This window comes from Streptomyces guryensis, assembly GCF_021261325.1.
GTDB classification, from domain to species: Bacteria; Actinomycetota; Actinomycetes; order Streptomycetales; family Streptomycetaceae; genus Streptomyces; species Streptomyces guryensis.
In genome coordinates this window covers 381,887-406,104 of sequence record NZ_JAJSBI010000003.1, presented here as the reverse complement: position 1 = coordinate 406,104, position 24,218 = coordinate 381,887, and the positions used below count along the sequence as shown (strand labels likewise).

Here is a 24,218-nt window from a genome sequence, read left to right as displayed (position 1 = left end):
GCGGGATGGGCCGTCTTTCGTCTGCGGGACCGTTGTGGCTGGTCGCGCCCACGCGGCGGAGCCGCATGTCGATACGGCCCCCCGCCCCTTGAGGGGCGCTGTCACTTACGTCGGCAGCTTCTTGCCGTAGTCGACCGTGTCGCTCTTCTTCGGCTCGGTGAGGGTGAAGTCCTTGCCCCAGGAGGAGAAGGTGAGGGTGCCTGCGCCGCCTGCGCGTTCCAGGCGGAGGGGGTACGGGGTGCCCTCCAGGGAGACGTCCAGCTTGCCGCCGGAGCCCTCGTCGCCGGTGATGCGGATGGTTCGGGTACCCGCCTGCTCGTGGTGGCCGTCCGTCGCGAGCGCGCCGTGCAGGGTCAGCAGACCGTCGAGGAGGACGTCCTTGTCCGTGAACCCACTGAACTTCTTGTACGAGGGGTCGCCCTGCGGCACCTTCACGTACTTGCCGTCGAGCGTGCCCCCGGCCGAGGCGTCCTTGTTGCCGTCCACGTGGTTCCAGAACTCCGCGCCGGCCTTGAGATACAGCTGCTCACCGATCCGCAGCAGCCCGAAGGCCACCCCCTTGGAGGTGACCGAGCCGCTGCCGCCGCCGGACTTCAGGCTCATGTCGAGTGTGTACGTCCGCCCGTTGGTCACCACGGTTCCGGAGAGCCGCACCGCCTCGGCGGATTCGGCGGCCGCCCTGGTCCTCGACTGGATCTTGTCCGCCGACAGCTTGCCGACCCCGTTCGTACCCGCGTCGGGGTCCTCGCTGCACCCCGCGAGCAACCCCGTCCCCGTCACCACCAGCGCGCACACCGCGCTCACCAGGGAGGTCCGACGCGTTCGGCCCAGGGCAATCGCAGTCACAGGTGGGGCTGCCTTTCGGTCGAGGGACGTGGGGCAGGGCCCCAGCAGCGTACGGCAGAGTAACGGGTGCGGTCGGGCCGGGCGGAGCCAGTGCGTCCGGAGCTCCCACCAGGGCGGATCCGATCGGTACGGGCTAGCCTGAAGCCCATCCCAGCGGGCAATTCGGAAATGACGCACAGCAGCTACACGCAGCACTCGACACCCATACGAAAAGGAGGCGCAGCCATGGCAGCGGGCGCGCCCCGGATCTTCGTCTCGCATCTCGCCGGCGTCGCCGCCTTCGACCCGAGCGGCGACCAGGTGGGGCGCGTACGCGATCTGGTCGTCATGCTGCGCGTCGGGCGTCGGCCCCCGCGCGTGCTCGGGCTGGTCGTCGAACTGCCCAGCCGGCGCCGTATCTTCCTGCCCATGACCCGGGTGACCAGCATCGAGTCCGGCCAGGTCATCACCACCGGCGTGCTCAACGTCCGCCGCTTCGAGCAACGCCCCACCGAGCGCCTCGTGTTCGGCGAGCTCCTCGACCGGCGCGTCACACTCGCCGAGACCGGTGAACAGGTCACCGTCCTCGACGTGTCGGTGCAGCAGCTCCCGGCCCGCCGGGACTGGGAGATCGGCCGCGTCTTCGTGCGCAAGGGGAAGAAGGGCGGCGCCTTCCGGCGGGCCAAGGGCGAGACGCTGACCGTGGAGTGGTCGGCCGTCACCGGCTTCTCCCTGGAGGAGCACGGGCAGGGCGCCGAGAGCCTGCTCGCCACCTTCGAGCAGCTGCGCCCCGCCGACCTGGCGAACGTCCTGCACCATCTCTCCGCCAAGCGCCGCGCAGAGGTCGCCGCCGCCCTCGACGACGACCGGCTGGCCGACGTACTCGAAGAGCTCCCCGAGGACGACCAGATCGAGATCCTCGGCAAGCTGAAGGAGGAGCGCGCCGCCGACGTCCTGGAGGCCATGGACCCGGACGACGCGGCCGACCTGCTCTCCGAGCTGCCGGAGGAGGACAAGGAACGGCTGCTGAGCCTGATGGAGCCGGGCGACGCGGCCGACATGCGCCGGCTCATGGCGTACGAGGAGAAGACGGCGGGCGGACTCATGACGACCGAGCCGATCGTCCTGCGCCCTGACGCCACCGTCGCCGACGCCCTGGCGCGCGTACGCAACCGCGACCTCTCCCCCGCCCTCGCCGCGCAGGTCTACGTCTGCCGCCCGCCCGACGAGACGCCGACCGGCAAGTACCTCGGCACGGTCCACTTCCAGCGGCTGCTGCGCGACCCGCCGTACACGCTGGTCAGCTCGATCATCGACGACGACCTTCAGCCCCTCGACCCCGAGGCAGCACTGCCCATCGTCGCCGGGTTCTTCGCGGCGTACGACATGGTCGCGGCGCCGGTCGTCGACGAGGCCGGGTCGCTGCTCGGCGCGGTGACGGTGGACGACGTACTGGACCACATGCTGCCCGAGGACTGGCGGGAGACCGAGTTCCACCTCGACGAGGACGACGAGGGGGCGGCCCCCCATGCCTCCTGAGCGCGAGACCGGCCGCGAGCGCACCCCGGCGGGTGCGACGGCGACCACGCGCACGCGTCCCCGCCTCGACCAGCCGCGGCCGCCGCGCCGCCGGATCCTGCCCGAGTGGGACCCGGAGGCCTTCGGACGGCTCTCCGAGCGCATCGCGCGCTTCCTGGGCACCGGGCGGTTCATCGTCTGGATGACGGTCGTCATCATCGCGTGGGTGCTGTGGAACGTCTTCGCGCCGCACGGTCTGCGCTTCGACAACTACCCGTTCATCTTCCTGACCCTGATGCTGTCGCTCCAGGCCTCCTACGCGGCCCCGCTGATCCTGCTCGCGCAGAACCGGCAGGACGACCGGGACCGGGTCAACCTCGAACAGGACCGCAAGCAGAACGAGCGCTCGATCGCCGACACCGAGTATCTGACCCGTGAGATCGCCTCCCTGCGCATCGGCCTCGGCGAGGTGGCGACCCGCGACTGGATCCGCTCCGAGCTGCAGGACCTGGTCAAGGAGCTGGACGGACGGCAGGACGGCCACCACGAACATGCCGTATTCCCGGCAGAACGGTCGCACGGACGTGACGTAGAAGACCGCTGACGGGCTTACCCGGGCCCTGCTACCGAGCCGTACCATCGTTCCTATGGCTAGCGAAGACGCGGTGCGCGAGGCACTGGCGACGGTGAACGACCCCGAGATCAACCGGCCCATCACCGAGCTCGGGATGGTGAAGTCGGTGGAGATCGGCGCGGACGGAGCGGTCGCGGTCACCGTGTACCTGACGGTCTCCGGCTGCCCGATGCGCGAGACGATCACGCAGCGCGTGACCGAGGCGGTCTCCAGGGTCGACGGCGTCACCCGCGTCGACGTGACGCTCGACGTCATGAGTGACGAGCAGCGCAAGGAGCTGGCGGCCGCTCTGCGCGGCGGCACGGCCGAGCGCGAGGTCCCCTTCGCCAAGCCGGGCTCCCTCACCCGCGTGTACGCGGTCGCGTCCGGCAAGGGCGGCGTCGGCAAGTCCTCGGTGACGGTGAACCTGGCGGCGGCGATGGCCGCCGACGGCCTCAAGGTGGGCGTCGTCGACGCCGACATCTACGGCCACTCGGTGCCGCGCATGCTGGGCGTGGACGGCCGTCCGACCCAGGTCGAGAACATGATCATGCCGCCTTCGGCCAACGGCGTGAAGGTCATCTCCATCGGCATGTTCACGCCGGGCAACGCGCCGGTGGTCTGGCGCGGCCCGATGCTCCACCGCGCGCTGCAGCAGTTCCTGGCGGACGTGTACTGGGGCGACCTGGACGTCCTGCTTCTCGACCTCCCGCCGGGCACGGGCGACATCGCCATCTCGGTCGCCCAGCTCGTCCCGAACGCCGAGATCCTGGTCGTGACGACCCCGCAGCAGGCGGCCGCCGAGGTCGCCGAGCGGGCCGGCTCCATCGCCGTCCAGACCCACCAGAAGATCGTCGGCGTGGTCGAGAACATGTCCGGCCTGCCCTGCCCGCACTGCGGCGAGATGGTCGACGTCTTCGGCACCGGCGGCGGCCAGACGGTCGCGGACGGCCTGACCCGTACGACCGGCGCGACGGTCCCCGTCCTCGGTGCCATCCCGATCGACGTCCGCCTCCGCGAGGGCGGCGACGAGGGCAAGCCGGTGGTCCTGACCGACCCCGACTCCCCGGCGGGCGCGGCCCTGCGCGGCATCGCGGGCAAGCTGGGCGGCCGCCGGCGCGGCCTGTCGGGGCTGTCGCTGGGGATCACGCCGAAGAACAAGTTCTAGGGCTTCTACGGCAGAGGGGGCGCTGTCCATCAGGACAGCGCCCCCTCTGCCGTACCCCTGACTAGGCGTAGGCGCCGATGTCCTTGATCATGGCGAAGGCCAGGCCGTAGGCGCTCATGCCTCTCCCGTATGCCCCCACGTGCACCCCCTGCTGCGTGGAGCCCGCGAGGACCCAGCCGAACTCGGACTCGCGATAGTGGAACGGGGTCGGGACGCCGTCCACCGGCAGGGACAGCGTCGACCAGTCCGGACCGTCCAGATCGTCCGCGAGGGCCCAGGCCGTCTCGGTCTGCTGCTCCAGCCAGTCGTCACGCAGGGAGTGGTCCATCTGCCCCGGCCAGGTGAAGGACAGCAGCCCCACACCCGCGAGCCAGGCCGCCGAGGACACCGAGGTGGCCTCCAGGAGCCCCGTGCCGTCCGCGCTGCGCCGCACGGGGTTGGCCGCGACCGTGACCACGACCGCGAACTTCTCCTTGGGCTCGCCGGCCGTGCCGACCGCGTACTCGTTCTTCACGGAGGGCTCGTCGCCGTGCCCGATCGAACCGTGTTCGACAGCTTCGTCGGCCGCCGTCCCGACCTGCATCAGCCAGCGCGGGCCCGTGAAGGCCTCGTCGAGGCCGTACCACGGGAAGGGCGCCTGCAGGTAGCCGTCGACCGTGCGCCGGCCGGAGGGGAGCTGTTCTGCGCCCTCCTCGGCCGGCGCACGGTCGACGGCTACCGCCTGACTCGTCGTCTCCATGTGCCCGGACGCCTCCTCGCTCTCGTCGGACCGGAGCGGCCCGCCCCCCTTCGGGCGGCGTTACTCCTCGAAGTACGGTCCGCACAACAACTCGGCAGCATAGCCACCCCACTCAGGACAGCACGGAAACCGCCCGGCGCGTGGGTCGCGCCGAGGGCGGGTTTCAGGCCGTGCGGGGGCGCCGTGGAGTATGAAACGCGTCACGTACGGCGCAGAGGATCGTCCGGGGCGTACGGCTCAGAGCCTGTGTCGACAGGCTCTCAGGTGGCGTCCGCGTCGAAGGGCGGGCGGTCGTCTTCCTCGGGCTTCTTCGTCATGTCGACCCGGCCGCCGGTGGAACCGGACGACGGGGAGGCGGAGGGGGACGAGGGCGTCGACGAGGACGACGGCGAGTCGGTGCCGTGGACCGCGTCCGTGACCTCGGCCATCTCCTTCTTCAGGTCGAAGCCGTTGCGGATCTCCTTGAGCCCCAGTTCGTCGTTGTTCAGGTGCTTGCGGACGAACGTCTTGGGGTTGAGGTCCTCGAACTCGAAGTCCTTGAACTCCGGGCCGAGTTCCGACCGGATGTCGTCCTTGGCGCTCTCCGAGAACTCACGGATCTTGCGGATCGTCCGTGTGACGTCCTGGATGAACTTCGGGAGCTTGTCCGGACCGAAGACGAGCACGGCAAGGACAACGAGCGTCACCAGCTCGAGCGGTCCTACGTCATTGAACACCTGAAGCTCCTTGCGATGTCCTCGGTCCTCGGCCCTCGGTGGTCTGCGGGGTCTTCCGTGGTCCGGGCCGGATCCACGGTACCCGGCCATCCCATACGACCGGTACTGTCCCGGGGTTACCGAGTGCGTCTTCCTGCGCGGTTTTGGGGGTTGTTTGCCTTGTGGGGCGACCGTTGGGGGTCATACCTGTGAGGTTTGTGTCAATCAGTCGCCGTCGGCGGAACCGAGCACCAGCGAGATCTTCTTCTCCCTGCCGTCGCGCCACACGGTCAGCCGCAGGCGGTCGCCGGGGCGGTGGGCGCGGGTCTTGACGATCAGCTCCTCGCCGGAGTGCACACGCTGGCCGTCCACGTCGGTGATGACGTCGCCCGCCTTGAGGCCGGCCTTCTCTCCCGGGCCATGCGCGCTGACGGCGGGGCCGCCGCCGGACGCCTTGGTGCCGACGCGGGCGCCGTCGCCGGTGTAGTCCATGTCGAGGGTGACGCCGATGACCGGGTGGGTCGCCCTGCCGGTGTTGATGAGCTCCTCGGCGACCCGCTTGGCCTGGTTGACGGGGATGGCGAAGCCGAGCCCGATGGAACCGGCCTGTCCGCTGTCGTCGGAGGTGCTGTCCGCGGACCGGATGGCGGAGTTGATGCCGATGACGCGGGCCCTGGAGTCGAGCAGCGGACCGCCGGAGTTGCCGGGGTTGATCGGCGCATCGGTCTGCAGCGCGTCGACGTACGACACATCGCTGCCGTCGGAGCTGTCGCCGCCGGCGGTGATGGGCCGTTCCTTGGCGCTGATGATGCCGGAGGTGACGGTGCCCGCCAGATCGAAGGGCGCGCCGATGGCGACGACGGGGTCGCCGACCTGGACATTGTCGGAATTGCCCAGGGCCATGGGCTTCAGCCCGCGCACATCGCTGACCTTGACGACGGCGAGGTCGTAGCCGCTGTCCCTCCCCACGACGCTGGCCTTCGCCGTGTCCCCGCTGTTGAAGGTCACCGATATCCCGCCTTTCGACCCGGCGGCCGGTTCGACGACGTGGTTGTTGGTGAGGATGTGCCCCTGGTCGTCGAGCACGACCCCGGTCCCGGTGCCGGAATCGTCTGAGCCGGTGACATGCAGGGTCACCACGCTGGGCAGGGCCCGGGCGGCAATCGCGGCCACACTGCCCGGAGCCCGCCCCGCAGGCTCCTTCCCGGCCTGGGGCAGCTCCACGGCCCCCACGTTGCGCTCCACATACGCCCCGACGACCCCACCGACACCACCGGCCGCAAGCGCAAGTGCCACTGCACCCCCCACGAGCCCCCTCTTCACCCGCCGCTGCTTGTCCTTCCCCTCGACGACAGCCCCGGTCTGCTGGAGGGGGGCGGGAGCCCAGGGGTCGTAGTTCTGCCAGGGGGTGGAGACGGGGGCGCCGGGAGCCGACGGTATGCCGCCGGGGGGCTGTGTGGAGGCGGGTGCGGTCTGGGCCTCGGGAGCTGCCAGGGGGACGGCAGCAGCAGCGGACGGCAGGTGGGCCGATGTGCCGGGAGGCTGCGTCGAGGCGGCAGGTCCGTGCAGTTCGGGGGCTGCCAGGGGGGCAGGTGCTCCCGAGCCGGGCGTGCCGGGGGGCGACGGCGGCTCCGGGGGCGGTGCGGCGTGGGGCGGGGCGGCCATAGGGGCGGGCACACCGGCCACAGGCGCGGAGACAACCGGCGCACCGGCAGCCGACGAAGGCACCGGGGTCGGCGCGGCATGGGACGGGGCGGCCATAGGGGCGGGCACACCGCCCACGGGTGCCGAGACGACCGGCGCACCGGCAGCCGACGAAGGCACCGGAGGCGGCGCGGGGTGGGACGGGGCGGCCATAGGGGCGGGCACACCGCCCACGGGTGCCGAGACGACCGGCGCACCGGCAGCCGACGAAGGCACCGGAGGCGGCGCGGGGTGGGGCGGTGTCGGCCTCGGTATCGCCGTGCCCTGCGGGGAGGTGGCCGCCGGGTGCTGTACCGGCGGGGCGGGGGCCCAGGGGCCGGGCTCTCCGTACGGCGGGGTGCTGTAGGGATCAGGGTCGTGCAGCGGCTTGGGACGCTCGGCGGCAGGCGGCGCCGGGGCGGGAACCGTAGCCGTGTCCGTGGCGGTTTCCGCGAAGGAAGCCGCCTCGACGGGCCGGCCCGGCTCGAAGTCACCCCCGGTGTGCGGCCCGTCGGAGCCCGCTGCCTCGGGGGCGTCCTGCGAGCCCACGGCCGGGCTGCCGTCGGTCGCCGCCCCGGCTATGTCCCCCGGAGCCCTCAGCTCGAAGTCACCCTCGGGGAGACCACGTCCGCCGCTGCCGCCCACAGCGGGGCGCCCCGGCCCGACCTCGCCTTCCGTAGAAACCGCGCTCTTGCTCCCGGTACCTTCCGGCCGCTCCGACTCGAAGTCTTCGTCGGCGACAGCCGCGCGCTCACCGGAAAACCGTTCCGGCCGGCCAAGCTCGAAGTCGTCACCGGAACCAGCGGCACCACCGCTGCCAACACCCTCCGGCCGACCCGGCTCAACGCCGGCCTCGGAGGCCGCCATCCCACTGCCGACCCCGGTCGGCGGGCCCAACTCGTAGTCACCGCCGTCGGCAGCGTCATGCGACAGGGCCGCCCCGCCGTCCACCGGCGCGGCCCCGGCCACGGGTCGCGGCGCCGCATCCACCGCCCCGGTCGCACCAGCCGCGGTATCGGCGACCGCCGACGACCCCGGAGCCGTACCCCCGGACATCGGCGAACCCGCGGCATCCGTCCGCCCCGGCGTCGCGTCCACCGGACCCACCGCCGCATCCGCAACCGCCGCCGAGCCCGGTGCCGCCTTCGCAGGCCCCTGCGAACCCACCGCCTCAGCAGTCATCGGCGCGGGGGCAGCACCCGTCGGGTCCCCCGCAAGGCTCTGCGGGCGTGGTCGGTTCCACCACTTCGGCTTCGTGGGCTTCCCCTCGCTCATGATCTCCCCACAGCTGGCCACGCCGCGGCACGGCTCCTCGGCGGTGGCCGCAGTTGTCGACTCCGCGCGCGGCTGTCTGCCTGGGCGCGGTCCACCCTGGATTCAACCAGGTTCGCGGGCCGTCGCGCAGGGGCCGGTCAGCGGGAGGTGTGAGGGGAGGAGGGAGCGGAGGCCGAGTCGGGCGCGGGGGCGGCCAGCAGGCCGGGGGACGAGACCTCGGGGGCCGTGGACCACGAGGTCAGGGTGAGCGGCGGGGTCGAGGTGAGCGGACGTATCAGCGGGGACATCACCGCGGCACCCGCCACCACTGGGGTGGTCAGCGCATGCATGGCCTGCGCCGCGGTGGCAGGGCTCGGTACACCCGGCAGCAGTGGTGCGGACACCGCGGTGGGGGCCACCGGGGCGTCACCGAGCGACTGCCGGCCCTGCGCGAGCAGCGGGCCTGTGCCACGGCGCCGCTGGGCCTCGGGGGCCGTCGCGGCGCCCGCCCCCTGCGTACGCATCGGGGTCACATTGCTGCCCGCCCCTGTGCCGCCGCGCGCGTCCGTGGTGTCGGCCGTGGTGCCCGTCGTGACACCGCCCAGCGCGACCGCGGCGAGCGACACGGCACCGGCGGCGACGAACGCGAACCGCATCCCGCGCGATGCCGACCGCTCGGCCTCGTGCCGGCTGACGTCGTGTATACGGAAGCCGCGGTCCGCGGACGGCGGAGGCAGGGGGGCATGCGGGGAAGAAGAGGGGACGTAGCCGAACTCGAAGCGCTCGCCACGCCTCAGGCCGAAGACTCCGGTGACGCCCGGTCTTCCGGAGGTTCCGCCGAGGAGTCCTCCCCCGCCGAACGGCGAGCCATCGCCGTCTGGATCATCTCCCCCCGGAAGTCCTTGCAGACGGGCCAGGAAGCTCTCGGAGGGCGGCGGCGGGGCCGCTTCCGCGAACACGTTCTTCAACTGTCGCTGCGCATCGGCCTCCGCCTTGCACTTGGCGCAGGTGGCCAGGTGGGCGAGGACACGCTCACGCGACTCATGACCGAGCTCTCCGTCCACCAGGGCGGAGAGTCGGTCTCCCAGGTGCTGCTCGGCCAGACGCCTCTCGGCGGGGCTGGGTCGTGTTCCACTCACGCGGTCGCGCCCCCTCCCCCCAGTGCGGCTACACGAGGCACGAACGAGCGGCGCTCGGAGGCGCGGGCCTCCGGCGAGCGGTGCGCGAGAGCCTTGCGCAGCTGTGAGCGGCCGCGGTGGATCCGGGAGCGGACCGTACCAAGCTTGACGCCGAGGGTCGCGGCGATCTCCTCGTACGACAGGCCCTCGATGTCGCACAGGACGACCGCGGCACGGAACTCGGGCGCGAGGGTGTCGAGGGCCTGCTGGACGTCCGCGTCGAAGTGGGCGTCGTTGAAGACCTGCTGGGGCGACGGCTCACGGCTCGGCAGCCGCTCGGCCGCGTCGTCGCCCAGGGCGTCGAAGCGGATGCGCTGCTTGCGGCGGACCATGTCCAGGAAGAGGTTGGTGGTGATCCTGTGCAGCCAGCCCTCGAAGGTGCCCGGCGTGTAGGTCGACAGGGATCGGAAGACGCGGACGAAGACCTCCTGGGTGAGGTCCTCGGCGTCGTGCTGGTTGCCCGTCAGACGGTAGGCGAGCCGGTAGACGCGGCCGCTGTGGGTGCTGACGATCTCCTCCCAGGTGGGCGGAGTCCACGCCTGCCCGTCCGCGTCGGTGGAGAAAGTCGCGGTCTGGGCCTGGTCGGCGGCGCGGTCGTGGTCAGCAACGGTGTCGTTCACGGATTTCGGCCTGCCTGCCGATCCGAGAAAGCGCCGCAGCACTCCTCCCCGATCCACAGGTGCAGCCGCACCTCCCCTGTCGGCTCTGGTGGTGTCCAGTGGAGCCCCTACCATAGCCACCTCGCCCGTTAGCTCCGGATAAGCGGTTTTACGAGAATTTGATCTGGGCTGATACCGCTCGGACCCCTGCTTCCGCAGTTGCTCGGGCCGCCGCCCCTCATCGTGATCCAACCGTGTCCCCCCGTGCCGTCTCCTACCCCTCTAAACGCCCGGTCCCATCTGCGGGTTCCCGGCGCCAACGGATACAGTCACGCCCAGGCAACCACGGGGACAGGAGAGGGTCATTACCGGCAACCGGCAGACGAGCTGGGCGTTCGCCGACGCCTACGTCGCCGAGGACGAAGTGCTGCGCTGGGCCCGTGACCGGGCCCGTGAGGCGGGCCTGCGCTCGGTGTCTCCCGGCACGGGCTCCGCGCTGCGGTTGCTGGCGGCGTCGGTGGACGCGAAGGCGGTGGCGGAGATCGGCACCGGCACCGGCGTCTCCGGCATCCATCTGCTGCACGGCATGCGCCCGGACGGGGTGCTGACCACGGTGGACCCCGAGCCGGAGCACCAGCAGTTCGCCCGCCAGGCCTTCCGTGCCTCCGGTTTCGCCAGCAACCGCGCCCGGTTCATCCCGGGCCGCGCCCTGGACGTCCTGCCCCGCCTCGCGGACGCCGGCTACGACCTCGTGTTCTGTGACGGCGACCGCCTGGAATTCCTCGACTACCTCGCTGAATCGTTGCGTCTGCTGCGCCCCGGCGGCCTCGTCGTCTTCGAGGGCGTCTTCGCCAACGGCCGCACGGTGGACTCGGGCCCGCAGCCCACGGAGGTACTGCGGCTGCGGGAGCTGCTGCGCGCGGTGCGCGAGAGCCAGGAGCTGGTGCCGTCGCTGCTGCCGGTGGGCGACGGCCTGCTCTGTGCCGTCAAGCGGTGACGAGGTCCACAGACAGCAACCCCGGCATCGCTTGGATGCCGGGGTTGTCGAAAGGGTATGGTCGCTTCCGCGTCAGCCGACGACCTTCTTGAGGGCGTCGCCGAGCGCGTCGGCCTCGTCAGGGGTCAGCTCGACGACGAGCCGACCGCCGCCTTCGAGCGGAACGCGCATGACGATGCCCCGCCCCTCCTTGGTCACCTCGAGCGGGCCATCGCCCGTCCGCGGCTTCATGGCCGCCATGCTCGTTCCCCTTCCTGAAACCAGCTCATCGTCAAAGCCGACGGCCCTGGCAGGGCACGCGCGCAGCGTGAGACACGCGACACCGGCATCGAACACATTGCTTCCAAGCCATTATCCCGCATCTCAGGACCCGATGACCAACATCAGTCGGCATCGCTTGGGCAACGCGCGCGAGCAAAACCACCCAATTCGGCGATGTGACTGCGATACTGCGCGGCCGCACGCAGTTCCGCCGACCGGAAACCGTCCCGAATTCTTTGACGCAGGTCACACGTCCACTCCGGTACCCCGGCGGTGATCTCCGCCATGCTGTCCTACGGACAGGGGCGTACCGGCCGGTACGCCTGAACCGCGACAGCCGAGGGGACACACCATGGCCGACACCGTGCTCTACGAGGTGAGCGACGGACTCGCGACGATCACGCTGAACCGCCCGGAGGCGATGAACGCGCTGAACATCGCGACGAAGGTCGCCCTGCGGGAGGCGGTCGGCTCCGCGGCCGAGGACGACGCCGTGCGGGCGGTGCTGCTGACCGCCGCCGGGGAGCGGGCGTTCTGTGTGGGGCAGGACCTCAAGGAGCACATCGGGCTGCTGGCGCAGGACCGGGAGACGGGGTCCGGGCAGACCATGAGCACGGTGAAGGAGCACTACAACCCGGTGGTGCGGGCGATCGCCGGGATGCCGAAGCCGGTGGTGGCCGGGGTGAACGGGGTTGCCGCCGGGGCGGGCTTCGGGCTCGCCCTCGCCGCGGACTACCGCATCGTCGCGGACACCGCTGCCTTCAACACGTCCTTCGCGGGGGTCGCGCTGACCGCCGACTCCGGCATGTCCTGGACCCTGCCACGGGTCGTGGGGCCCGGGCGCGCCGCGGACCTGCTGCTCTTCCCGCGGAGCATCAAGGCCCAGGAGGCGTACGAGCTGGGGATCGCGGGCCGGCTGGTGCCGGTCGGCGAGCTGCATGCCGAGGCGGAGAAGGTGGCTCGAGCGCTGGCCGAGGGGCCGACGGTGGCGTATGCGGCGATCAAGGAAGCGGTGGCTTACGGGTTCTCGCACACCTTGTCCGAGACGCTGGACAAGGAGGACGAGCTGCAGACCCGGGCGGGGTCCTCGGAAGACCATGTGATCGCCGTGCAGGCCTTCGTCAACAAGGAGAAGCCGAAGTACTTGGGCCGGTGAGCCCGGGTGCTTGAGCGCCGTCGGGGACTGCGGGTTCGTCGTGGTTGATCGCCCCACGCGGCGGAGCCGCATATCGATACGGCCCCGCGCCCCTCACGGGGCGCTTCTGGCAACGCATGCTGCCAGGTGATCGTCGACCAGCCCGCACGCCTGCATCAGGGCGTACGCCGTCGTGGGGCCGACAAAACGCAGGCCCCGCTTCTTCAAAGCCTTGGACAGGGCCGTCGACTCAGGTGTGACGGCGGGGACATCGCCCAGAGTCTTCGGGGCCGGCCCCGCGGCCGGCGCGTACGACCAGATGAAAGTGTCCAGCTCACCCGGCGCCCACTCCGCCAGCACACGCGCGTTGGCCAGTGTCGCGTCGATCTTGGCTCTGTTTCGGATGATGCCCGCGTCGGTGAGGAGGCGGGCGCGGTCCGTTTCCGTGAAGGCGGCGACCTTGGCGATCCCGAAGTCGGCGAAGGCCGCGCGGAAGCCGGGGCGGCGGCGCAGGATCGTGATCCAGGACAGGCCGGACTGGAAGGCCTCCAGGCTGAGGCGCTCGAAGAGGGCGTCGTCGCCGTGCACCGGGCGGCCCCACTCCTCGTCGTGGTACGCCACGTAGTCCTCGGTGGACAGGGCCCAGGGGCAGCGCAGGGCGCCGTCCGGGCCGGCGATGGCGGTGCCGTCGCTCACTGCTGCTCCTCCTGGCCGTGCGCCTGGCCGTGCATCGGCTTGTCCATGGAGACGTGGTGCGCGGCGGCCTGGGCGCCCGCCAGAGCGGACTCCAGGTCGGCGATACGGGCGTCGCGCTCGGCGAGTTCCGCGCCGAGGCGGCCCAGGGCGTCGTCGACGTCCGACATGCGGTAGCCGCGGGCGGCGAGCGGGAAGCGGAGGCTGTCCACGTCGGCGCGGCCCACCGGCCGGTCCAGCGGCAGCGGGTCGTGCAGCCGCTCGGGGGCGACCTCGGGCAACGGCCCCTCGCCCTCTCCGCCGCCCACCACGGCCAGGGTCACGGCGGCGACCACGACGGCGAGAGCGACGACCAGGAACAAGAACATAACCATCGCTGTGGTCCCCACGCTCGAGGTTCGGAAGCTTGATGAAACTGAGGATGAAGCTGAATGTGTCAGGGTCCGATCGTGCCATGCGAGTCTGACAGTTAGGGTCGCAGGCGGCCGAGGAACCGGTCTCACCCAGGTCGTACTACGAGAGGTCACAGGGGATGCTCAGGCTGGGCAGGCGCACGTTCGAGGCGCACGAGCCGGTGGTCATGGCGATCGTGAACCGGACCCCGGACTCCTTCTACGACCAGGGAGCGACGTTCCGCGACGAGCCCGCTCTCGCGCGCGTGGAGCAGGCGGTGTCGGAGGGGGCTGCCATCATCGACATCGGCGGGGTGAAGGCGGGGCCGGGCGAGGAGGTGTCGGCCGAGGAGGAGGCTCGGCGGACGGTGGGGTTCGTCGCGGAGGTCCGGCGGCGCTTCCCGGACGTGGTCATCAGTGTGGACACCTGGCGGGCCGAGGTCGGCGAGGCCGTGTGCGAGGCCGGCGCGGATCTGCTGAACGACGCGTGGGGCGGCGTCGACCCCGGGCTGGCCGAGGTCGCGGCGCGGTACGGGGTCGGGCTGGTGTGCACGCACGCGGGCGGCGCCGAGCCGCGTACGCGTCCGCATCGGGTGACGTACGACGATGTCGTGGCCGACATTCTGCGGGTGACGCTGGGTCTTGCCGAGCGCGCGGTGGCGCTGGGGGTGCCCCGGGAGTCCGTGCTGATCGATCCCGGGCACGACTTCGGGAAGAACACCCGGCACAGCCTGGAGGCGACACGGCGGCTCGGGGAGATGGTCGAGACGGGGTGGCCCGTCCTGGTCTCCCTGTCCAACAAGGACTTCGTGGGCGAGACGCTGGACAAGCCGCTGAAGGAGCGGGTGGTGGGGACGCTCGCCACCACGGCCGTGTCGGCGTGGCTGGGGGCGCAGGTCTACCGGGTGCACGAGGTCGCCGAGACCCGTCAGGTGCTGGACATGGTGGCGTCCATCGCCGGGCATCGGCCTCCGGCGGTGGCGCGGCGGGGGCTGGCGTAGGGCCCGCGGCGGAGCCGCTGATGGATGCATCCTCGCCCCCGCCGCCCCTACCCGTCCCGACCCCGGGGGCTCCGCCCCCGGCCCCCCGCTCCTCAGACGCCGGAGGGGCTGGATCTCCCCCTAGCGGGCCGCCTCCTTCGACACCAACGCCACCGCCTCGTCCACGTCGTCCGTGACGTGGAACAGCAGCAGGTCCTTCTCCGACGCCTTGCCCTGGGCGATCAGCGTGTTCTTGAGCCAGTCGACCAGGCCGCCCCAGTACTCGCTCCCGAAGAGCACGATCGGGAAGCGGGTCACCTTCTGGGTCTGGACCAGGGTGAGCGCCTCGAAGAGCTCGTCCAGGGTGCCCAGACCGCCGGGCAGGACCACGAAGCCCTGCGCGTACTTCACGAACATCATCTTGCGGACGAAGAAGTAGCGGAAGTTCAGGCCGATGTCGACGTAGGGGTTGAGCCCCTGCTCGAAGGGCAGCTCGATGCCGAGGCCGACCGAGATGCCCTTCGCCTCGCAGGCGCCCTTGTTGGCCGCCTCCATGGCGCCGGGTCCGCCGCCGGTGATCACCGCCCAGCCCGCCTCCACCAGACCGCGGCCGAGCCGGACGCCCGCCTCGTACTCCGGGGAGTCGACGGGCGTGCGCGCCGAGCCGAACACGCTGATCGCGGGCGGGAGTTCGGCGAGCGTGCCGAATCCCTCGATGAACTCGGACTGGATGCGCAGCACCCGCCAGGGGTCCGTGTGGACCCAGTCCGTGGGAGCACGCTCGTCCAGCAGCCGCTGGTCGGTCGTGCTCTCGGTCACCTGGCCGCGCCTTCGGAGGACCGGTCCGAGACGCTGCTCATCCGGTGGCACCTTCTTGCCCTCGGGGTTCCCGGTAGCCATGTGCGCTCCCTCCGCTTGCAGGTGTTTCCACCTCAGAGTAGATCTACGCGGGTTACGGACGGGGGACCTGAGCATGTCCGCCGTGAAGCGGTGTACGGGCCTATGCCGTCAGCCACGCCCGCAGGCGCTGCTCACCCGCCAGGATCTTCCCGGTTTCGACCCGTTCGTCCCGCTTGTGCGCCAAGTGCGGGTTGCCGGGGCCGTAGTTGACCGCGGGGATGCCGAGGGAGGAGAAGCGCGAGACGTCCGTCCAGCCGTACTTCGGCTGCGGGGTCCCGCCGACCGCCTCGATGAAGGCCGCGGCGGCCGGGTGCGAGAGGCCGGGCAGCGCCGCACCGCTGTGGTCGTCCACGACGAACTCCGTCACCCCGCAGTCCGCGAAGACCTCCCTGACGTGGGCGATCGCCTCCTGCTCCGTGCGGTCGGGGGCATAGCGGAAGTTGACGGAGACGACGCATTCGTCGGGGATGACATTGCCCGCCACGCCGCCCGAGATGCCCACCGCGTTCAGGCCCTCCCGGTACTCCAGGCCGTCGATCACCGGGTAGCGGGGCTCGTACGACGCCAGGCGGGCCAGGATCGGCGCGGCCGCGTGGATGGCGTTGGAGCCCATCCAGCTGCGCGCCGAGTGCGCCCGCTCGCCCGTCGTCTTCAGCAGGACCCTGAGGGTGCCCTGGCAGCCGCCCTCGACCTCGCCGTCGGACGGCTCAAGGAGCACCGCGAAGTCGCCCTCCAGCCACTCGGGGTGCGCCTCGGCGACGTGCCTGAGTCCGTTGAGGTCCGCCGCCACCTCTTCGTTGTCGTAGAAGACGAAGGTCAGGTCGCGGTTGGGGGCCGGGACCGTGGCCGCGATCCGCAGCTGCACCGCCACGCCCGACTTCATGTCGCAGGTGCCGCAGCCCCACAGGACGCCGTCCGCGTCCAGCCGGGACGGGACGTTCCCGGCGATCGGCACGGTGTCGATGTGACCGGCCAGGATCACCCGCTCCGGCCGCCCCAGGTTCGTGCGCGCGACGACGTTGTTGCCGTACCGCTCGACCGTCAGGTGCGGCAGGGCGCGCAGGGCGGTCTCGATCGCGTCGGCGAGGGGCTTCTCGGTGCCGCTCTCGGACGGGAAGTCGACGAGCCGCGCGGTGAGCTCGGCGGCGTCCAGGGTGAGGTCAAGTGGGGTGTCGGCCATGCCGTCGACCCTAACCCCCCACCGCTTCGGCCCACTGCCCACATCCGGCACGTGGGTCACAGAGCCCTCCGCTACCTTGTACGACGTGCCAGAGCCGTCACCCACCCTCAAACGCCGTGGCCGCCTCTTCCGCATCGGGGCGGCTTTCGTGATCCTGTTCGCCGTCGCGGGCTATCTCGCGGTGCAGTACGTCACCGGGGGCAGAGGCGGTTCCGGATGCAAGGTGGTCTCGGGGGAGGCCGGCGGGGCGTCGTACGAGTTCACGCCGGAGCAGGCGGTGAACGCGGCGACGATCGCAGCGGTGGGCACCGGGCGCGGCATGCCCGAGCGGGCGGTGACCATCGCGATCGCGACCTCGCTTCAGGAGTCGGGGCTGCACAACATCGAGCACGGCGACCGGGATTCGCTCGGCCTGTTCCAGCAGCGGCCCTCGCAGGGCTGGGGCACGAAGAAGCAGATCCTGGACCCGACGTACGCGGCCGGCGTGTTCTACCAGCACCTGGCCAAGGTGCACGACTACGCGAAGCTGCCCCTCACGGTCGCCGCGCAGCGTGTGCAGCGCAGCGGATATCCCGAGGCGTACGCCAAGCGCGAGCCGGACGCCACTCTGCTCTCCGCCGCCCTCACCGGGAACTCGCCGGCCACGCTGACCTGCGCCGGCCTCCCGGCCGCCACGCGGGCGGCGGGTCCGGACGCCGTCCGGGCCGCTCTCGTACGGGACTTCGGGCGCGACGCACTGCAGCCGGCCGCCGCCGAGGTGAGCGCCGCGTCGACCCCGGCACCCTCCCCCGCGGGGAGCACGACCGAGAGCACGACGGAGACCGCCCGCACCGTCACGCTCCCCGTCGCAGACAAGAGCCCCGCCAAGGGCCGCAGCGTGCGGCAGCGCGGCTGGCAACTCGCCCACTGGGCCGTGGCCAACTCCTCCGCCCTGCACATCGAGCGTGTCTCCTACGGCGGACGGGAGTGGACCGCCGGAAGCGCCGACACCCCGTGGCACACGGCCGCCGCGGAAGGCGCGGGCGTCGTGGGAAAGGCCACCGGCGCGGTCCGGATCGTCACTGCGCAGTAGTACGGTCCTTCACTCGCACGGGTTATGCCCGGCATGCCCGGTCCACGGTGTGGGCAGGTTTTCGCACCGTCACCCCTGCATCGGTCAAAGCCCTTGTCGGCAAAGGGATGTAAGGATTCGGCGGGCTTGCCGGCCGGGCACTTTTTGCCCGTTTTTATCCGCAGCCGATAATGCGACGCATTGCCAACTCTTTACGTTGGGACGCCGCAACCTTCGGGGCCTTCGAGCGGTAGTCACATCGTCCGAGCCCGGACGATCAACATCCATCGAAGGAGCATCATGTCCCTCCCCCTGACCCGTCGGATCGCCCGTGCCGCGCTGCTCGTCGCAGCGGGAGCGGCTGCCGGGGTCGGTGCGGCCGGCTCCGCGAGCGCGGCGGCCCCCGAACTGCCGGCCACCCCGAACCTCGGTGGCGTGACCGCCCTGGACGGGGCGAACGTCGGCAACACCGTCGACGGTGCGGCGCAGAACGTGACCGGGCTCGCGGGCGACGCCGGCAGCAACGCGGTCAAGAAGGCGGTGCCGAACGCCGGCAAGACCGGCGGCAGCGTGGCGAAGAAGGCGGCCCCGGCGGCGCAGCGTGCCGCGGGTGCCGCGGCCGGTTCCGTCGGGGAGATCGTCGGCGTCACCACCCAGACGGCCACCAAGGGCGGCGGCAACCTGCCGACCGACGGGCTGACCAAGGGCGGCCTGCCCTCGACCGGCAACCTGCCGGTGAAGGGCCTCCCCATCGGCGGCTGAGCAACTTGCACGACGATGGGGCCCGGGACGATGTCCCGGGCCCCATCGTCGTGTCCGGGGTGGTTACAGCCGCTCCACGGCCGCGCGCACCCGCTCGTCCGTCGCCGTCAGCGCCACGCGTACGAACTTCTCGCCCGCCGTGCCGTAGAAGTCGCCCGGTGCAACCAGGATGCCGAGCCCGGCCAGGTGGGCCACCGTGTCCCAGCAGGACTCGTCCCGCGTCGCCCACAGGTAGAGGCTGGCCTCGCTGTGCTCGATGCGGAAGCCGTGGCCGAGGAGCGCCGCGCGCAGGGCCGTGCGCCGGGCCGCGTACCGCTCCCGCTGCTCACGGACGTGGGCGTCGTCACCCAGGGCCGCCACCACGGCCGCCTGCGTGGGCTTCGGCGTCATCATGCCGCCGTGCTTGCGGATCTCCAGCAGGGGGCCGAGCACGGCCGGGTCGCCGGCCAGGAAGGCCGCGCGGTAGCCCGCCAGGTTGGAGCGCTTGGAGAGGGAGTGGACGGACACGATGCCCTCGTACGAGCCGCCGTTCACGTCGGGGTGCAGGACCGAGACCGGGTCCGCCTCCCAGCCCAGCTCCAGGTAGCACTCGTCGGAGAAGAGCAGGATCCCGTGCTCGCGCGCCCACGCGACGATCCGGGTCAGCTGCTCCTTGCCCAGCACCTTTCCCGTCGGGTTGGAAGGCGAGTTGAGCCAGAGGAGCTTCAGGTTCGTCGGGTCGAGGTCGGTCCCCGCGGCGGTGGCCGCAAATGTCTCGGCGTCGTAGACCTCGTAGTCCGCGCCGGCCAGACGGGCGCCCACCTCGTACGTCGGGTAGGCCAGGCGCGGGTACGCGACCCTGTCGCCGGGGCCCAGGCCCAGCTGGGTGGGGAGCCAGGCGACGAGTTCCTTGGAGCCGACGATCGGCAGCACGTGCTTGTGGGTGACCCCGCGGGCGCCGAGCCGGCGCTCGACCCAGGCGGTGATCGCGTCGCGCAGGGCCGGGGTGCCCCAGACCGTCGGATAGCCCGGGGAGTCCGCAGCGTCGATGAGGGCCTTCTGGATCAGCTCGGGGACCGGGTCGACCGGGGTGCCGACGGAGAGGTCGACGATGCCGTCCGGGTGCGAGGCGGCCGTTTTCTTGTACGGCTCCAGCTTGTCCCAGGGGAAGGTGGGCAGGCGGTCGGAGACTGCGGACACGGGATCTGGCTCACTTTCTGGTACGGCACAAGGCCCTCGGGCCCTGATTCGGCAAACGCCTCGGCCCCGTACGGCGATCATGGCGATCCGGCCGTACGGGACCGAGGCGGCGCGGAGTGCGGGCCGCTCGGTGGTTACTCGGCCTGCGGCGGCAGCGCGGCGATGAAGGGGTGGTCCCGCTCGATCAGGCCCAGCTTGCTGGCGCCGCCGGGGGAGCCGAGCTCGTCGAAGAACTCGACGTTCGCCTTGTAGTAGTCCTTCCACTCCTCCGGAGTGTCGTCCTCGTAGAAGATCGCCTCGACCGGGCAGACCGGCTCACAGGCACCACAGTCGACGCATTCGTCCGGGTGGATGTACAAGGACCGCTGGCCCTCGTAGATGCAGTCGACCGGGCACTCCTCGATGCACGCCTTGTCCTTGACGTCGACACAAGGCTGCGCGATGACGTAGGTCACGCTGTCGTTCCTCCTCGATAGGGCGCTGGCGGGCCTCCGTAGGCTCCGCCGCCTGGCGCGCGGGAGCGCGGCGTCGTCGATGCCCGCCCCTAGTATCTCCGTTATTGGGCATGATCCGAACAGGAGGGGTGAACTGACCTGTGGAAATCTCGGCCGGCGGACTTCTGGAGGTTCGTATCACCGCTGCTGACGTGGGGAAACGAGTCTCGGTACGACGCTTGATCGAAGCTGGAGTCGCGGAGGAGAAGTTCACCGACACGGTGGGTGTTCTCACATCATGGGACGACGGTGTGCTGCTGATCACACGCAAGAGCGGTGAGAGCGTCCGGATTCCGGAATCCGCGCTGGTCGCGGGGAAGGTCGTGCCCGCCGCACCGGCCCGTCGGCGGGGTCCTGCCGTCTCCTACGAGGAGCTCGCGCACGTCGCCTCGCGCGCGTGGCGGCCGGTGGAGAGCGAGCGGCTCGGCGACTGGGAGCTGCGGGCCGCGGCAGGGTTCACCCGGCGCGCCAATTCCGTGCTGCCGCTCGGCGACCCGGGCGTGCCGCTCGACGAGGCACTCGATGTCGTACGACGGTGGTACGGCGACCGTGGGCTGCCCGCGTACATCCAGACCGCGACCGGCGCCGAGGGCACTCAGGAGCTGCTGTGCGCGGAGCTGGAGCGGCGCGGATGGGTGCGTGAGGTGACCGCCGGGCTGTGGGTCGGGGCGCTGGCGCCGGTCGCCGACCGGGCCGAGGGGGCCGGTGTCGTGCTGTCCCGGGAGGCGGACGAGGCGTGGCTCGCCCGGTACCAGCGCAAGGGGGTGAGCGAGGTGGCTCTGAAGGTGCTGGGGAGCGGGCCCTCCGTGTGGTTCGCGACGGTTCCCGGCTTGTCCGAAGGTACGGCGCCCCAGGCGATCGGGCGGTGTGTCGTGGACGGGCGGTGGGCGTCCTTCGCGGCCGTCGAGGTGGATCCGGCGCTGCGGCGGCGCGGGCTGGCGACCACCGTCATGGCCGCGCTGGCCCGGCGGGCGCTCGACGAGGGCGCCTCGGCCGCCTGGCTGCAGGTCGAGGAGGACAACGCGGGCGCGCGGGCCCTGTACGCCGGGATGGGCTTCGCCGCGCACCACGCCTACCACCACTACCGGGAACCGGCGGCTCCCGGCGGCGGCCGGTAGTACCGATCGCCGGGAGAGGGCACGAGCCTGCCATGCGTCCCCCATACCCACCACCGCCTGAGCGGTCCGCCGAACTGCGGCGGCGGTTCGCCGAGGAGGCGCGGTCCGAGCGGCCCGATCTGTCCACGCTGTGCCTGCTGGTGGGCGCGGCGGCGGACGGGGAGCTGGACGAGGCGGGACTGGACGCCGCCCAGATGGAGCTGGACCGGCTGGCGGGGCGGATGCCCTTCCGGCCGGGCGGCCCGATGGCCTGGGCGACCGCACTGCACCACCTCCTCGGGGCGCAGGACGGCTTCCGCGGCTCCCCCGCCGACTATCAGCGCCTGGAGTCCTCGCTGCTGCACGAGGTGCTGCGGCGGCGGCGCGGGCTGCCGATCCTGCTCTCGGTGGTGTGGATGGAGGTCGCGCGGCGGGCTGGGGCGCCGGTGTACGGGGTCGCTCTGCCAGGGCACTTCGTGGTCGGGTTCGGGCCTGAGGAGGCACAGGTGCTGGTGGATCCGTTCGACGGGGGGCGGCTGCTGGGGGCCGGCGACGCGGAGCTGTTGGTGGCCGGTGCCACGGGGGCTGCGCTGGATCCGTCGATGTTGACACCGGCGGATCCTCTGGACGTCGTTCTGCGGATCCTCAACAACATCCGGGCGTGGGCCGCGGCTCGGCCCGAGCGGTCGGATGTTTCGTTGTGGGCGGTCGATCTGTCGCTGCTGTTGCCCTCGCATCCGGCGCGGTTGCGGTATGAGCGGGGGCAGGTGCTGGTGCAGCGGGGGGACTTCGTCGAGGGGGCGGTGGAGCTCGAGGCTTACGCCGATGCGGTGGCGGCGGTGGATGAGTCGGCCGCGGAGCGGGTGCGGGGGCAGGCCCGAGCAGCTCGGGCGCTGCTCAACTGAGTTCGCCTGATCACCCCAGGGGCTTGTGAATGGTGCGTGTGCGAGTTCGTCGTGGCTTGTCGCGCCCACGCGGCGGAGCCGCAAATCGATACAGCCCCGCCCGCGCCCCTCAGGGCGCTACAGCCAGCCTTTTTCTCTAGCGATCCGTACCGCTTCGGCCCTGTTTCGTACTGCCAGTTTCTGGATCGCCGTGGAGAGATAGTTCCGGACCGTCCCCTGGGACAAGTGCAGGGCCGCTGCCAGCTCCGCGTTCGTCGAGCCGTCGGCCGCCGCGCGGAGGACCTCGCGTTCGCGGTCCGTCAGAGGGTTGGCGCCTTCCGCGAGGGCCGCTGCGGCCAGGGTGGGGTCGATGACCCGTTCTCCCGACAGGACCTTGCGTACCGCGTCTGCCAGTTGGGCTGCGGGGGCGTCCTTGACCAGGAAGGCGTCGGCGCCCGCCTCCATGGCGCTGCGGAGGTAGCCGGGGCGGCCGAAGGTGGTGAGGACGACGAGTTTCACGCCGGGCAGGGCCTTGTGGACCTGGGCCGCCGCCTCGATGCCGGTGCAGCCCGGCATCTCGATGTCGAGGAGGGCCACGTCCACGGCGTGCTCGCGGGCGGCCGCCAACACCTCGTCGCCGCGCGCCACTTGGGCCACGACCTCGATGTCGTCCTCGAGTCCGAGGAGGGCGGCCAGCGCCTCGCGGACCATCGACTGGTCCTCGGCGAGCAGCACCTTGATCGTAGAGCTCATGCCCCGGATCCTACGGCCGGCGAGGTGGTGACGGGGACGCGGGCGACCAGCCGGAAGCCGTGCTTGACGCGGCCTGCCTCCAGGGTCCCGCCGGCCTTCTCCAGGCGTTCCGTCAGGCCCGTCAGACCGTTGCCGGGGCCCTTGCCGGAGCCGCCCGAGCCGTTGTCCTCGACGGTGAGTTCGAGGACCGGGCCGTCCAGGGTCTGGCGGTGCAGCACCTCCACCGTGCAGCGGGTGGCGCCGCTGTGCCGTACGACGTTGGTGACCGCCTCGCGCAGCGCCCAGGCGAGGGCGGACTCGCTCTCCTCGGGGACGCCGGTGAGGTCCGCGTCGTCGGGCATGTCGGCCGTGACGGCCGCCGCCGTCAAGGCGACCTGTGTGCCCGCGAGTTCTTCGGACAGGCGCGGACGGCGGTAGCCGGTGACCGCCTCGCGGACGTCCACCAGGGCCTGGCGGCTGACCTGTTCGATGTCGGAAACCTGCTGGGCGGCCTTGTCGGGGTGGTCGGGGAGCATGCGGCCCGCCAGCTCGCTCTTGAGGGTGATGAGCGAGAGCGAGTGGCCCAGGAGGTCGTGCAGGTCGCGGGCCAGACGCAACCGCTCCTCGTTGGCGGCCAGTTGGGCGACGGTGGCACGGGCCTTGCGCAACTCGACGGTCGTGCGCACCAGTTGCTTCACCCCCATCATCGCGAAGCCCAGCAGCAGCACCACCAGGACCAGGCTCCAGTCGTCCGCGCCGAAGTGCAGGACGACCAGGAGCATCGTGAGGGTGTTCAGCCCGATCGCCCAGTAGGCGATGCGCTGTGGCAGCGTGGCACCGCAGGTGACGGAGACGTACACGAAGAGGCCGATCCACGCGCTGCCGAGGGTGAGGCACAGGACCAGGGCGAGCGTGCCGAGCAGTGCGACGAAAGCGCCGACGGCCCGTCCGGAGAACGGCCGGCCCATGTTCCGGAAGACCAGCGACAGATAGACGCCGGTGAAGGAGGCCAGGGCCACCCAGCCCGCCACGGTCGCGGCGGGCGTGTGGTGGCCGGAGGTCAGGTCCTGCACCGGCGATCCGAGAAAGATCAGCCAGGGCAGGATCCAGACCAGTTTGCGCATGGCATCGGCCCGGTTGCGGGGCGGCTGGCCGACCCGGATCGCGTTCTCGGCCCGGAGTTCCTCGGGCAGTCCGTCGTCCGTCATC

At 71.4% G+C, this 24,218-nt stretch carries 25 protein-coding genes; 10 read left to right on the top strand and 15 right to left on the bottom strand.

Going from position 1 to position 24,218, the window contains the following annotated elements:
• Nucleotides 1-105: 105 nt before the first annotated feature.
• Entirely contained in the window at nucleotides 106-846 is a 741-nt protein-coding gene (locus LJ657_RS08800; protein WP_232647828.1) for a hypothetical protein, read from the bottom strand.
• A gap of 225 nt (nucleotides 847-1,071) precedes the next feature.
• Between LJ657_RS08800 and LJ657_RS08795 the strand changes: the two genes are divergently transcribed.
• Genes LJ657_RS08795 through LJ657_RS08785 form a run of 3 tightly spaced genes read left to right on the top strand, consistent with a single transcriptional unit; the run spans nucleotide 1,072 to nucleotide 4,124 of the window.
• Nucleotides 1,072-2,364: a magnesium transporter MgtE N-terminal domain-containing protein gene (locus tag LJ657_RS08795; protein WP_232647827.1), complete on the top strand. Its 1,293-nt coding sequence runs from the start codon at nucleotides 1,072-1,074 to the stop codon at nucleotides 2,362-2,364.
• Nucleotides 2,354-2,947: a DUF1003 domain-containing protein gene (locus LJ657_RS08790; protein WP_232647826.1), complete on the top strand. Its 594-nt coding sequence runs from the start codon at nucleotides 2,354-2,356 to the stop codon at nucleotides 2,945-2,947. Before LJ657_RS08795 ends, LJ657_RS08790 begins: the two co-directional genes overlap by 11 nt.
• Nucleotides 2,948-2,990: 43 nt before the next feature.
• Nucleotides 2,991-4,124, top strand: a complete 1,134-nt coding sequence (locus LJ657_RS08785) for an Mrp/NBP35 family ATP-binding protein (protein WP_232647825.1) — start codon at nucleotides 2,991-2,993, stop codon at nucleotides 4,122-4,124.
• 61 nt (nucleotides 4,125-4,185) lie between these two features.
• Here the strand turns inward: LJ657_RS08785 and LJ657_RS08780 are convergent, their stop codons facing one another.
• From LJ657_RS08780 to sigE, 5 genes are all read right to left on the bottom strand, one after another.
• Nucleotides 4,186-4,863 carry a hypothetical protein gene (locus tag LJ657_RS08780; RefSeq protein WP_232647824.1) on the bottom strand — a complete coding sequence of 226 codons (678 nt, stop codon included), beginning with the start codon at nucleotides 4,861-4,863 and terminating at the stop codon, nucleotides 4,186-4,188.
• Between the two features lie 260 nt (nucleotides 4,864-5,123).
• Nucleotides 5,124-5,579 carry a sec-independent translocase gene (locus LJ657_RS08775; protein WP_232647823.1) on the bottom strand — a complete coding sequence of 152 codons (456 nt, stop codon included), beginning with the start codon at nucleotides 5,577-5,579 and terminating at the stop codon, nucleotides 5,124-5,126.
• A 204-nt stretch (nucleotides 5,580-5,783) separates the two neighbouring features.
• On the bottom strand, nucleotides 5,784-7,415 hold the full coding sequence (locus LJ657_RS08770) for a S1C family serine protease (RefSeq protein ID WP_372487867.1): 1,632 nt from the start codon (nucleotides 7,413-7,415) through the stop codon (nucleotides 5,784-5,786).
• Between the two features lie 1,238 nt (nucleotides 7,416-8,653).
• A complete protein-coding gene (locus LJ657_RS08765; protein ID WP_232647822.1) occupies nucleotides 8,654-9,634 on the bottom strand; it encodes an anti-sigma factor family protein in 981 nt (326 codons plus the stop codon).
• Entirely contained in the window at nucleotides 9,631-10,335 is a 705-nt protein-coding gene (gene sigE, locus LJ657_RS08760) for an RNA polymerase sigma factor SigE (RefSeq protein WP_232647978.1), read from the bottom strand. The genes LJ657_RS08765 and sigE overlap by 4 nt, the downstream gene beginning before the upstream one ends.
• Before the next feature lie 301 nt (nucleotides 10,336-10,636).
• Between sigE and LJ657_RS08755 the strand changes: the two genes are divergently transcribed.
• Nucleotides 10,637-11,269, top strand: coding sequence for an O-methyltransferase (locus LJ657_RS08755; RefSeq protein ID WP_099931145.1), 633 nt, complete (start codon nucleotides 10,637-10,639; stop codon nucleotides 11,267-11,269).
• A 72-nt stretch (nucleotides 11,270-11,341) separates the two neighbouring features.
• Here the strand turns inward: LJ657_RS08755 and LJ657_RS08750 are convergent, their stop codons facing one another.
• Nucleotides 11,342-11,509: a DUF3117 domain-containing protein gene (locus tag LJ657_RS08750; protein WP_003966491.1), complete on the bottom strand. Its 168-nt coding sequence runs from the start codon at nucleotides 11,507-11,509 to the stop codon at nucleotides 11,342-11,344.
• Nucleotides 11,510-11,882: 373 nt separating this feature from the next.
• Between LJ657_RS08750 and chcB the strand changes: the two genes are divergently transcribed.
• Nucleotides 11,883-12,686 carry a 2-cyclohexenylcarbonyl CoA isomerase gene (chcB, locus tag LJ657_RS08745; RefSeq protein WP_232647821.1) on the top strand — a complete coding sequence of 268 codons (804 nt, stop codon included), beginning with the start codon at nucleotides 11,883-11,885 and terminating at the stop codon, nucleotides 12,684-12,686.
• 93 nt (nucleotides 12,687-12,779) lie between these two features.
• Here chcB and LJ657_RS08740 read toward each other — a convergent pair whose 3' ends face one another.
• Complete coding sequence (locus tag LJ657_RS08740; RefSeq protein ID WP_308117018.1) at nucleotides 12,780-13,361, bottom strand: DNA-3-methyladenine glycosylase I; 582 nt, start codon at nucleotides 13,359-13,361, stop codon at nucleotides 12,780-12,782.
• Nucleotides 13,358-13,726 (bottom strand): DivIVA domain-containing protein, encoded by a 369-nt coding sequence (locus LJ657_RS08735; protein ID WP_232647976.1) that lies wholly within the window; start codon nucleotides 13,724-13,726, stop codon nucleotides 13,358-13,360. Before LJ657_RS08735 ends, LJ657_RS08740 begins: the two co-directional genes overlap by 4 nt.
• A 164-nt stretch (nucleotides 13,727-13,890) precedes the next feature.
• On the opposite strand from LJ657_RS08735, the gene folP reads away from it, so the two are divergent.
• Nucleotides 13,891-14,751 carry a dihydropteroate synthase gene (gene folP / locus LJ657_RS08730; protein ID WP_232647820.1) on the top strand — a complete coding sequence of 287 codons (861 nt, stop codon included), beginning with the start codon at nucleotides 13,891-13,893 and terminating at the stop codon, nucleotides 14,749-14,751.
• Between the two features lie 120 nt (nucleotides 14,752-14,871).
• On the opposite strand, the gene LJ657_RS08725 is transcribed toward folP, so the two are convergent.
• The gene (locus tag LJ657_RS08725; protein WP_232647819.1) at nucleotides 14,872-15,630 is read right to left on the bottom strand and encodes an LOG family protein; all 759 of its coding nucleotides are present in this window, start codon (nucleotides 15,628-15,630) and stop codon (nucleotides 14,872-14,874) included.
• Nucleotides 15,631-15,730: 100 nt separating this feature from the next.
• On the bottom strand, nucleotides 15,731-16,810 hold the full coding sequence (dapE, locus tag LJ657_RS08720; RefSeq protein ID WP_232647818.1) for a succinyl-diaminopimelate desuccinylase: 1,080 nt from the start codon (nucleotides 16,808-16,810) through the stop codon (nucleotides 15,731-15,733).
• Nucleotides 16,811-16,895: 85 nt separating this feature from the next.
• Here dapE and LJ657_RS08715 point away from each other — a divergent pair, with 85 nt between their 5' ends.
• Complete coding sequence (locus LJ657_RS08715) at nucleotides 16,896-17,882, top strand: heavy metal transporter (protein ID WP_232647817.1); 987 nt, start codon at nucleotides 16,896-16,898, stop codon at nucleotides 17,880-17,882.
• 279 nt (nucleotides 17,883-18,161) lie between these two features.
• Nucleotides 18,162-18,623, top strand: coding sequence for an ATP-binding protein (locus tag LJ657_RS08710; RefSeq protein WP_232647816.1), 462 nt, complete (start codon nucleotides 18,162-18,164; stop codon nucleotides 18,621-18,623).
• 63 nt (nucleotides 18,624-18,686) lie between these two features.
• Here LJ657_RS08710 and LJ657_RS08705 read toward each other — a convergent pair whose 3' ends face one another.
• A complete protein-coding gene (locus tag LJ657_RS08705; protein ID WP_232647815.1) occupies nucleotides 18,687-19,802 on the bottom strand; it encodes a bifunctional succinyldiaminopimelate transaminase/glutamate-prephenate aminotransferase in 1,116 nt (371 codons plus the stop codon).
• Nucleotides 19,803-19,936: 134 nt separating this feature from the next.
• A complete protein-coding gene (gene fdxA, locus LJ657_RS08700) occupies nucleotides 19,937-20,257 on the bottom strand; it encodes a ferredoxin (RefSeq protein ID WP_030929316.1) in 321 nt (106 codons plus the stop codon).
• 140 nt (nucleotides 20,258-20,397) lie between these two features.
• Between fdxA and LJ657_RS08695 the strand changes: the two genes are divergently transcribed.
• Nucleotides 20,398-21,414 (top strand): GNAT family N-acetyltransferase, encoded by a 1,017-nt coding sequence (locus LJ657_RS08695; RefSeq protein ID WP_232647814.1) that lies wholly within the window; start codon nucleotides 20,398-20,400, stop codon nucleotides 21,412-21,414.
• Nucleotides 21,415-21,446: 32 nt separating this feature from the next.
• A complete protein-coding gene (locus LJ657_RS08690) occupies nucleotides 21,447-22,298 on the top strand; it encodes a transglutaminase-like and tetratricopeptide repeat-containing protein (protein ID WP_232647813.1) in 852 nt (283 codons plus the stop codon).
• 117 nt (nucleotides 22,299-22,415) lie between these two features.
• Here the strand turns inward: LJ657_RS08690 and LJ657_RS08685 are convergent, their stop codons facing one another.
• A complete protein-coding gene (locus LJ657_RS08685) occupies nucleotides 22,416-23,030 on the bottom strand; it encodes a response regulator transcription factor (RefSeq protein WP_232647812.1) in 615 nt (204 codons plus the stop codon).
• Nucleotides 23,027-24,217, bottom strand: coding sequence for a sensor histidine kinase (locus tag LJ657_RS08680; protein WP_232647975.1), 1,191 nt, complete (start codon nucleotides 24,215-24,217; stop codon nucleotides 23,027-23,029). The genes LJ657_RS08685 and LJ657_RS08680 overlap by 4 nt, the downstream gene beginning before the upstream one ends.
• Nucleotide 24,218: the final 1 nt, after the last annotated feature.

What these genes read in the sequence shown, in the direction of transcription:
- LJ657_RS08725 (WP_232647819.1), bottom strand. Translation starts at nt 15,630, where the DNA reads ATGGCTACCGGGAACCCCGAGGGCAAGAAGGTGCCACCGGATGAGCAG.
- LJ657_RS08685 (WP_232647812.1), bottom strand. Translation starts at nt 23,030, where the DNA reads ATGAGCTCTACGATCAAGGTGCTGCTCGCCGAGGACCAGTCGATGGTC.
- dapE (WP_232647818.1), bottom strand. Translation starts at nt 16,810, where the DNA reads ATGGCCGACACCCCACTTGACCTCACCCTGGACGCCGCCGAGCTCACC.
- LJ657_RS08710 (WP_232647816.1), top strand. Translation starts at nt 18,162, where the DNA reads ATGTCCCTCCCCCTGACCCGTCGGATCGCCCGTGCCGCGCTGCTCGTC.
- LJ657_RS08750 (WP_003966491.1), bottom strand. Translation starts at nt 11,509, where the DNA reads ATGGCGGCCATGAAGCCGCGGACGGGCGATGGCCCGCTCGAGGTGACC.
- LJ657_RS08785 (WP_232647825.1), top strand. Translation starts at nt 2,991, where the DNA reads ATGGCTAGCGAAGACGCGGTGCGCGAGGCACTGGCGACGGTGAACGAC.
- LJ657_RS08680 (WP_232647975.1), bottom strand. Translation starts at nt 24,217, where the DNA reads ATGACGGACGACGGACTGCCCGAGGAACTCCGGGCCGAGAACGCGATC.
- LJ657_RS08770 (WP_372487867.1), bottom strand. Translation starts at nt 7,415, where the DNA reads ATGGCCGCCCCGTCCCACCCCGCGCCGCCTCCGGTGCCTTCGTCGGCT.
- chcB (WP_232647821.1), top strand. Translation starts at nt 11,883, where the DNA reads ATGGCCGACACCGTGCTCTACGAGGTGAGCGACGGACTCGCGACGATC.
- folP (WP_232647820.1), top strand. Translation starts at nt 13,891, where the DNA reads ATGCTCAGGCTGGGCAGGCGCACGTTCGAGGCGCACGAGCCGGTGGTC.
- LJ657_RS08735 (WP_232647976.1), bottom strand. Translation starts at nt 13,726, where the DNA reads ATGTTCTTGTTCCTGGTCGTCGCTCTCGCCGTCGTGGTCGCCGCCGTG.
- LJ657_RS08790 (WP_232647826.1), top strand. Translation starts at nt 2,354, where the DNA reads ATGCCTCCTGAGCGCGAGACCGGCCGCGAGCGCACCCCGGCGGGTGCG.
- LJ657_RS08690 (WP_232647813.1), top strand. Translation starts at nt 21,447, where the DNA reads ATGCGTCCCCCATACCCACCACCGCCTGAGCGGTCCGCCGAACTGCGG.
- LJ657_RS08780 (WP_232647824.1), bottom strand. Translation starts at nt 4,863, where the DNA reads ATGGAGACGACGAGTCAGGCGGTAGCCGTCGACCGTGCGCCGGCCGAG.
- LJ657_RS08795 (WP_232647827.1), top strand. Translation starts at nt 1,072, where the DNA reads ATGGCAGCGGGCGCGCCCCGGATCTTCGTCTCGCATCTCGCCGGCGTC.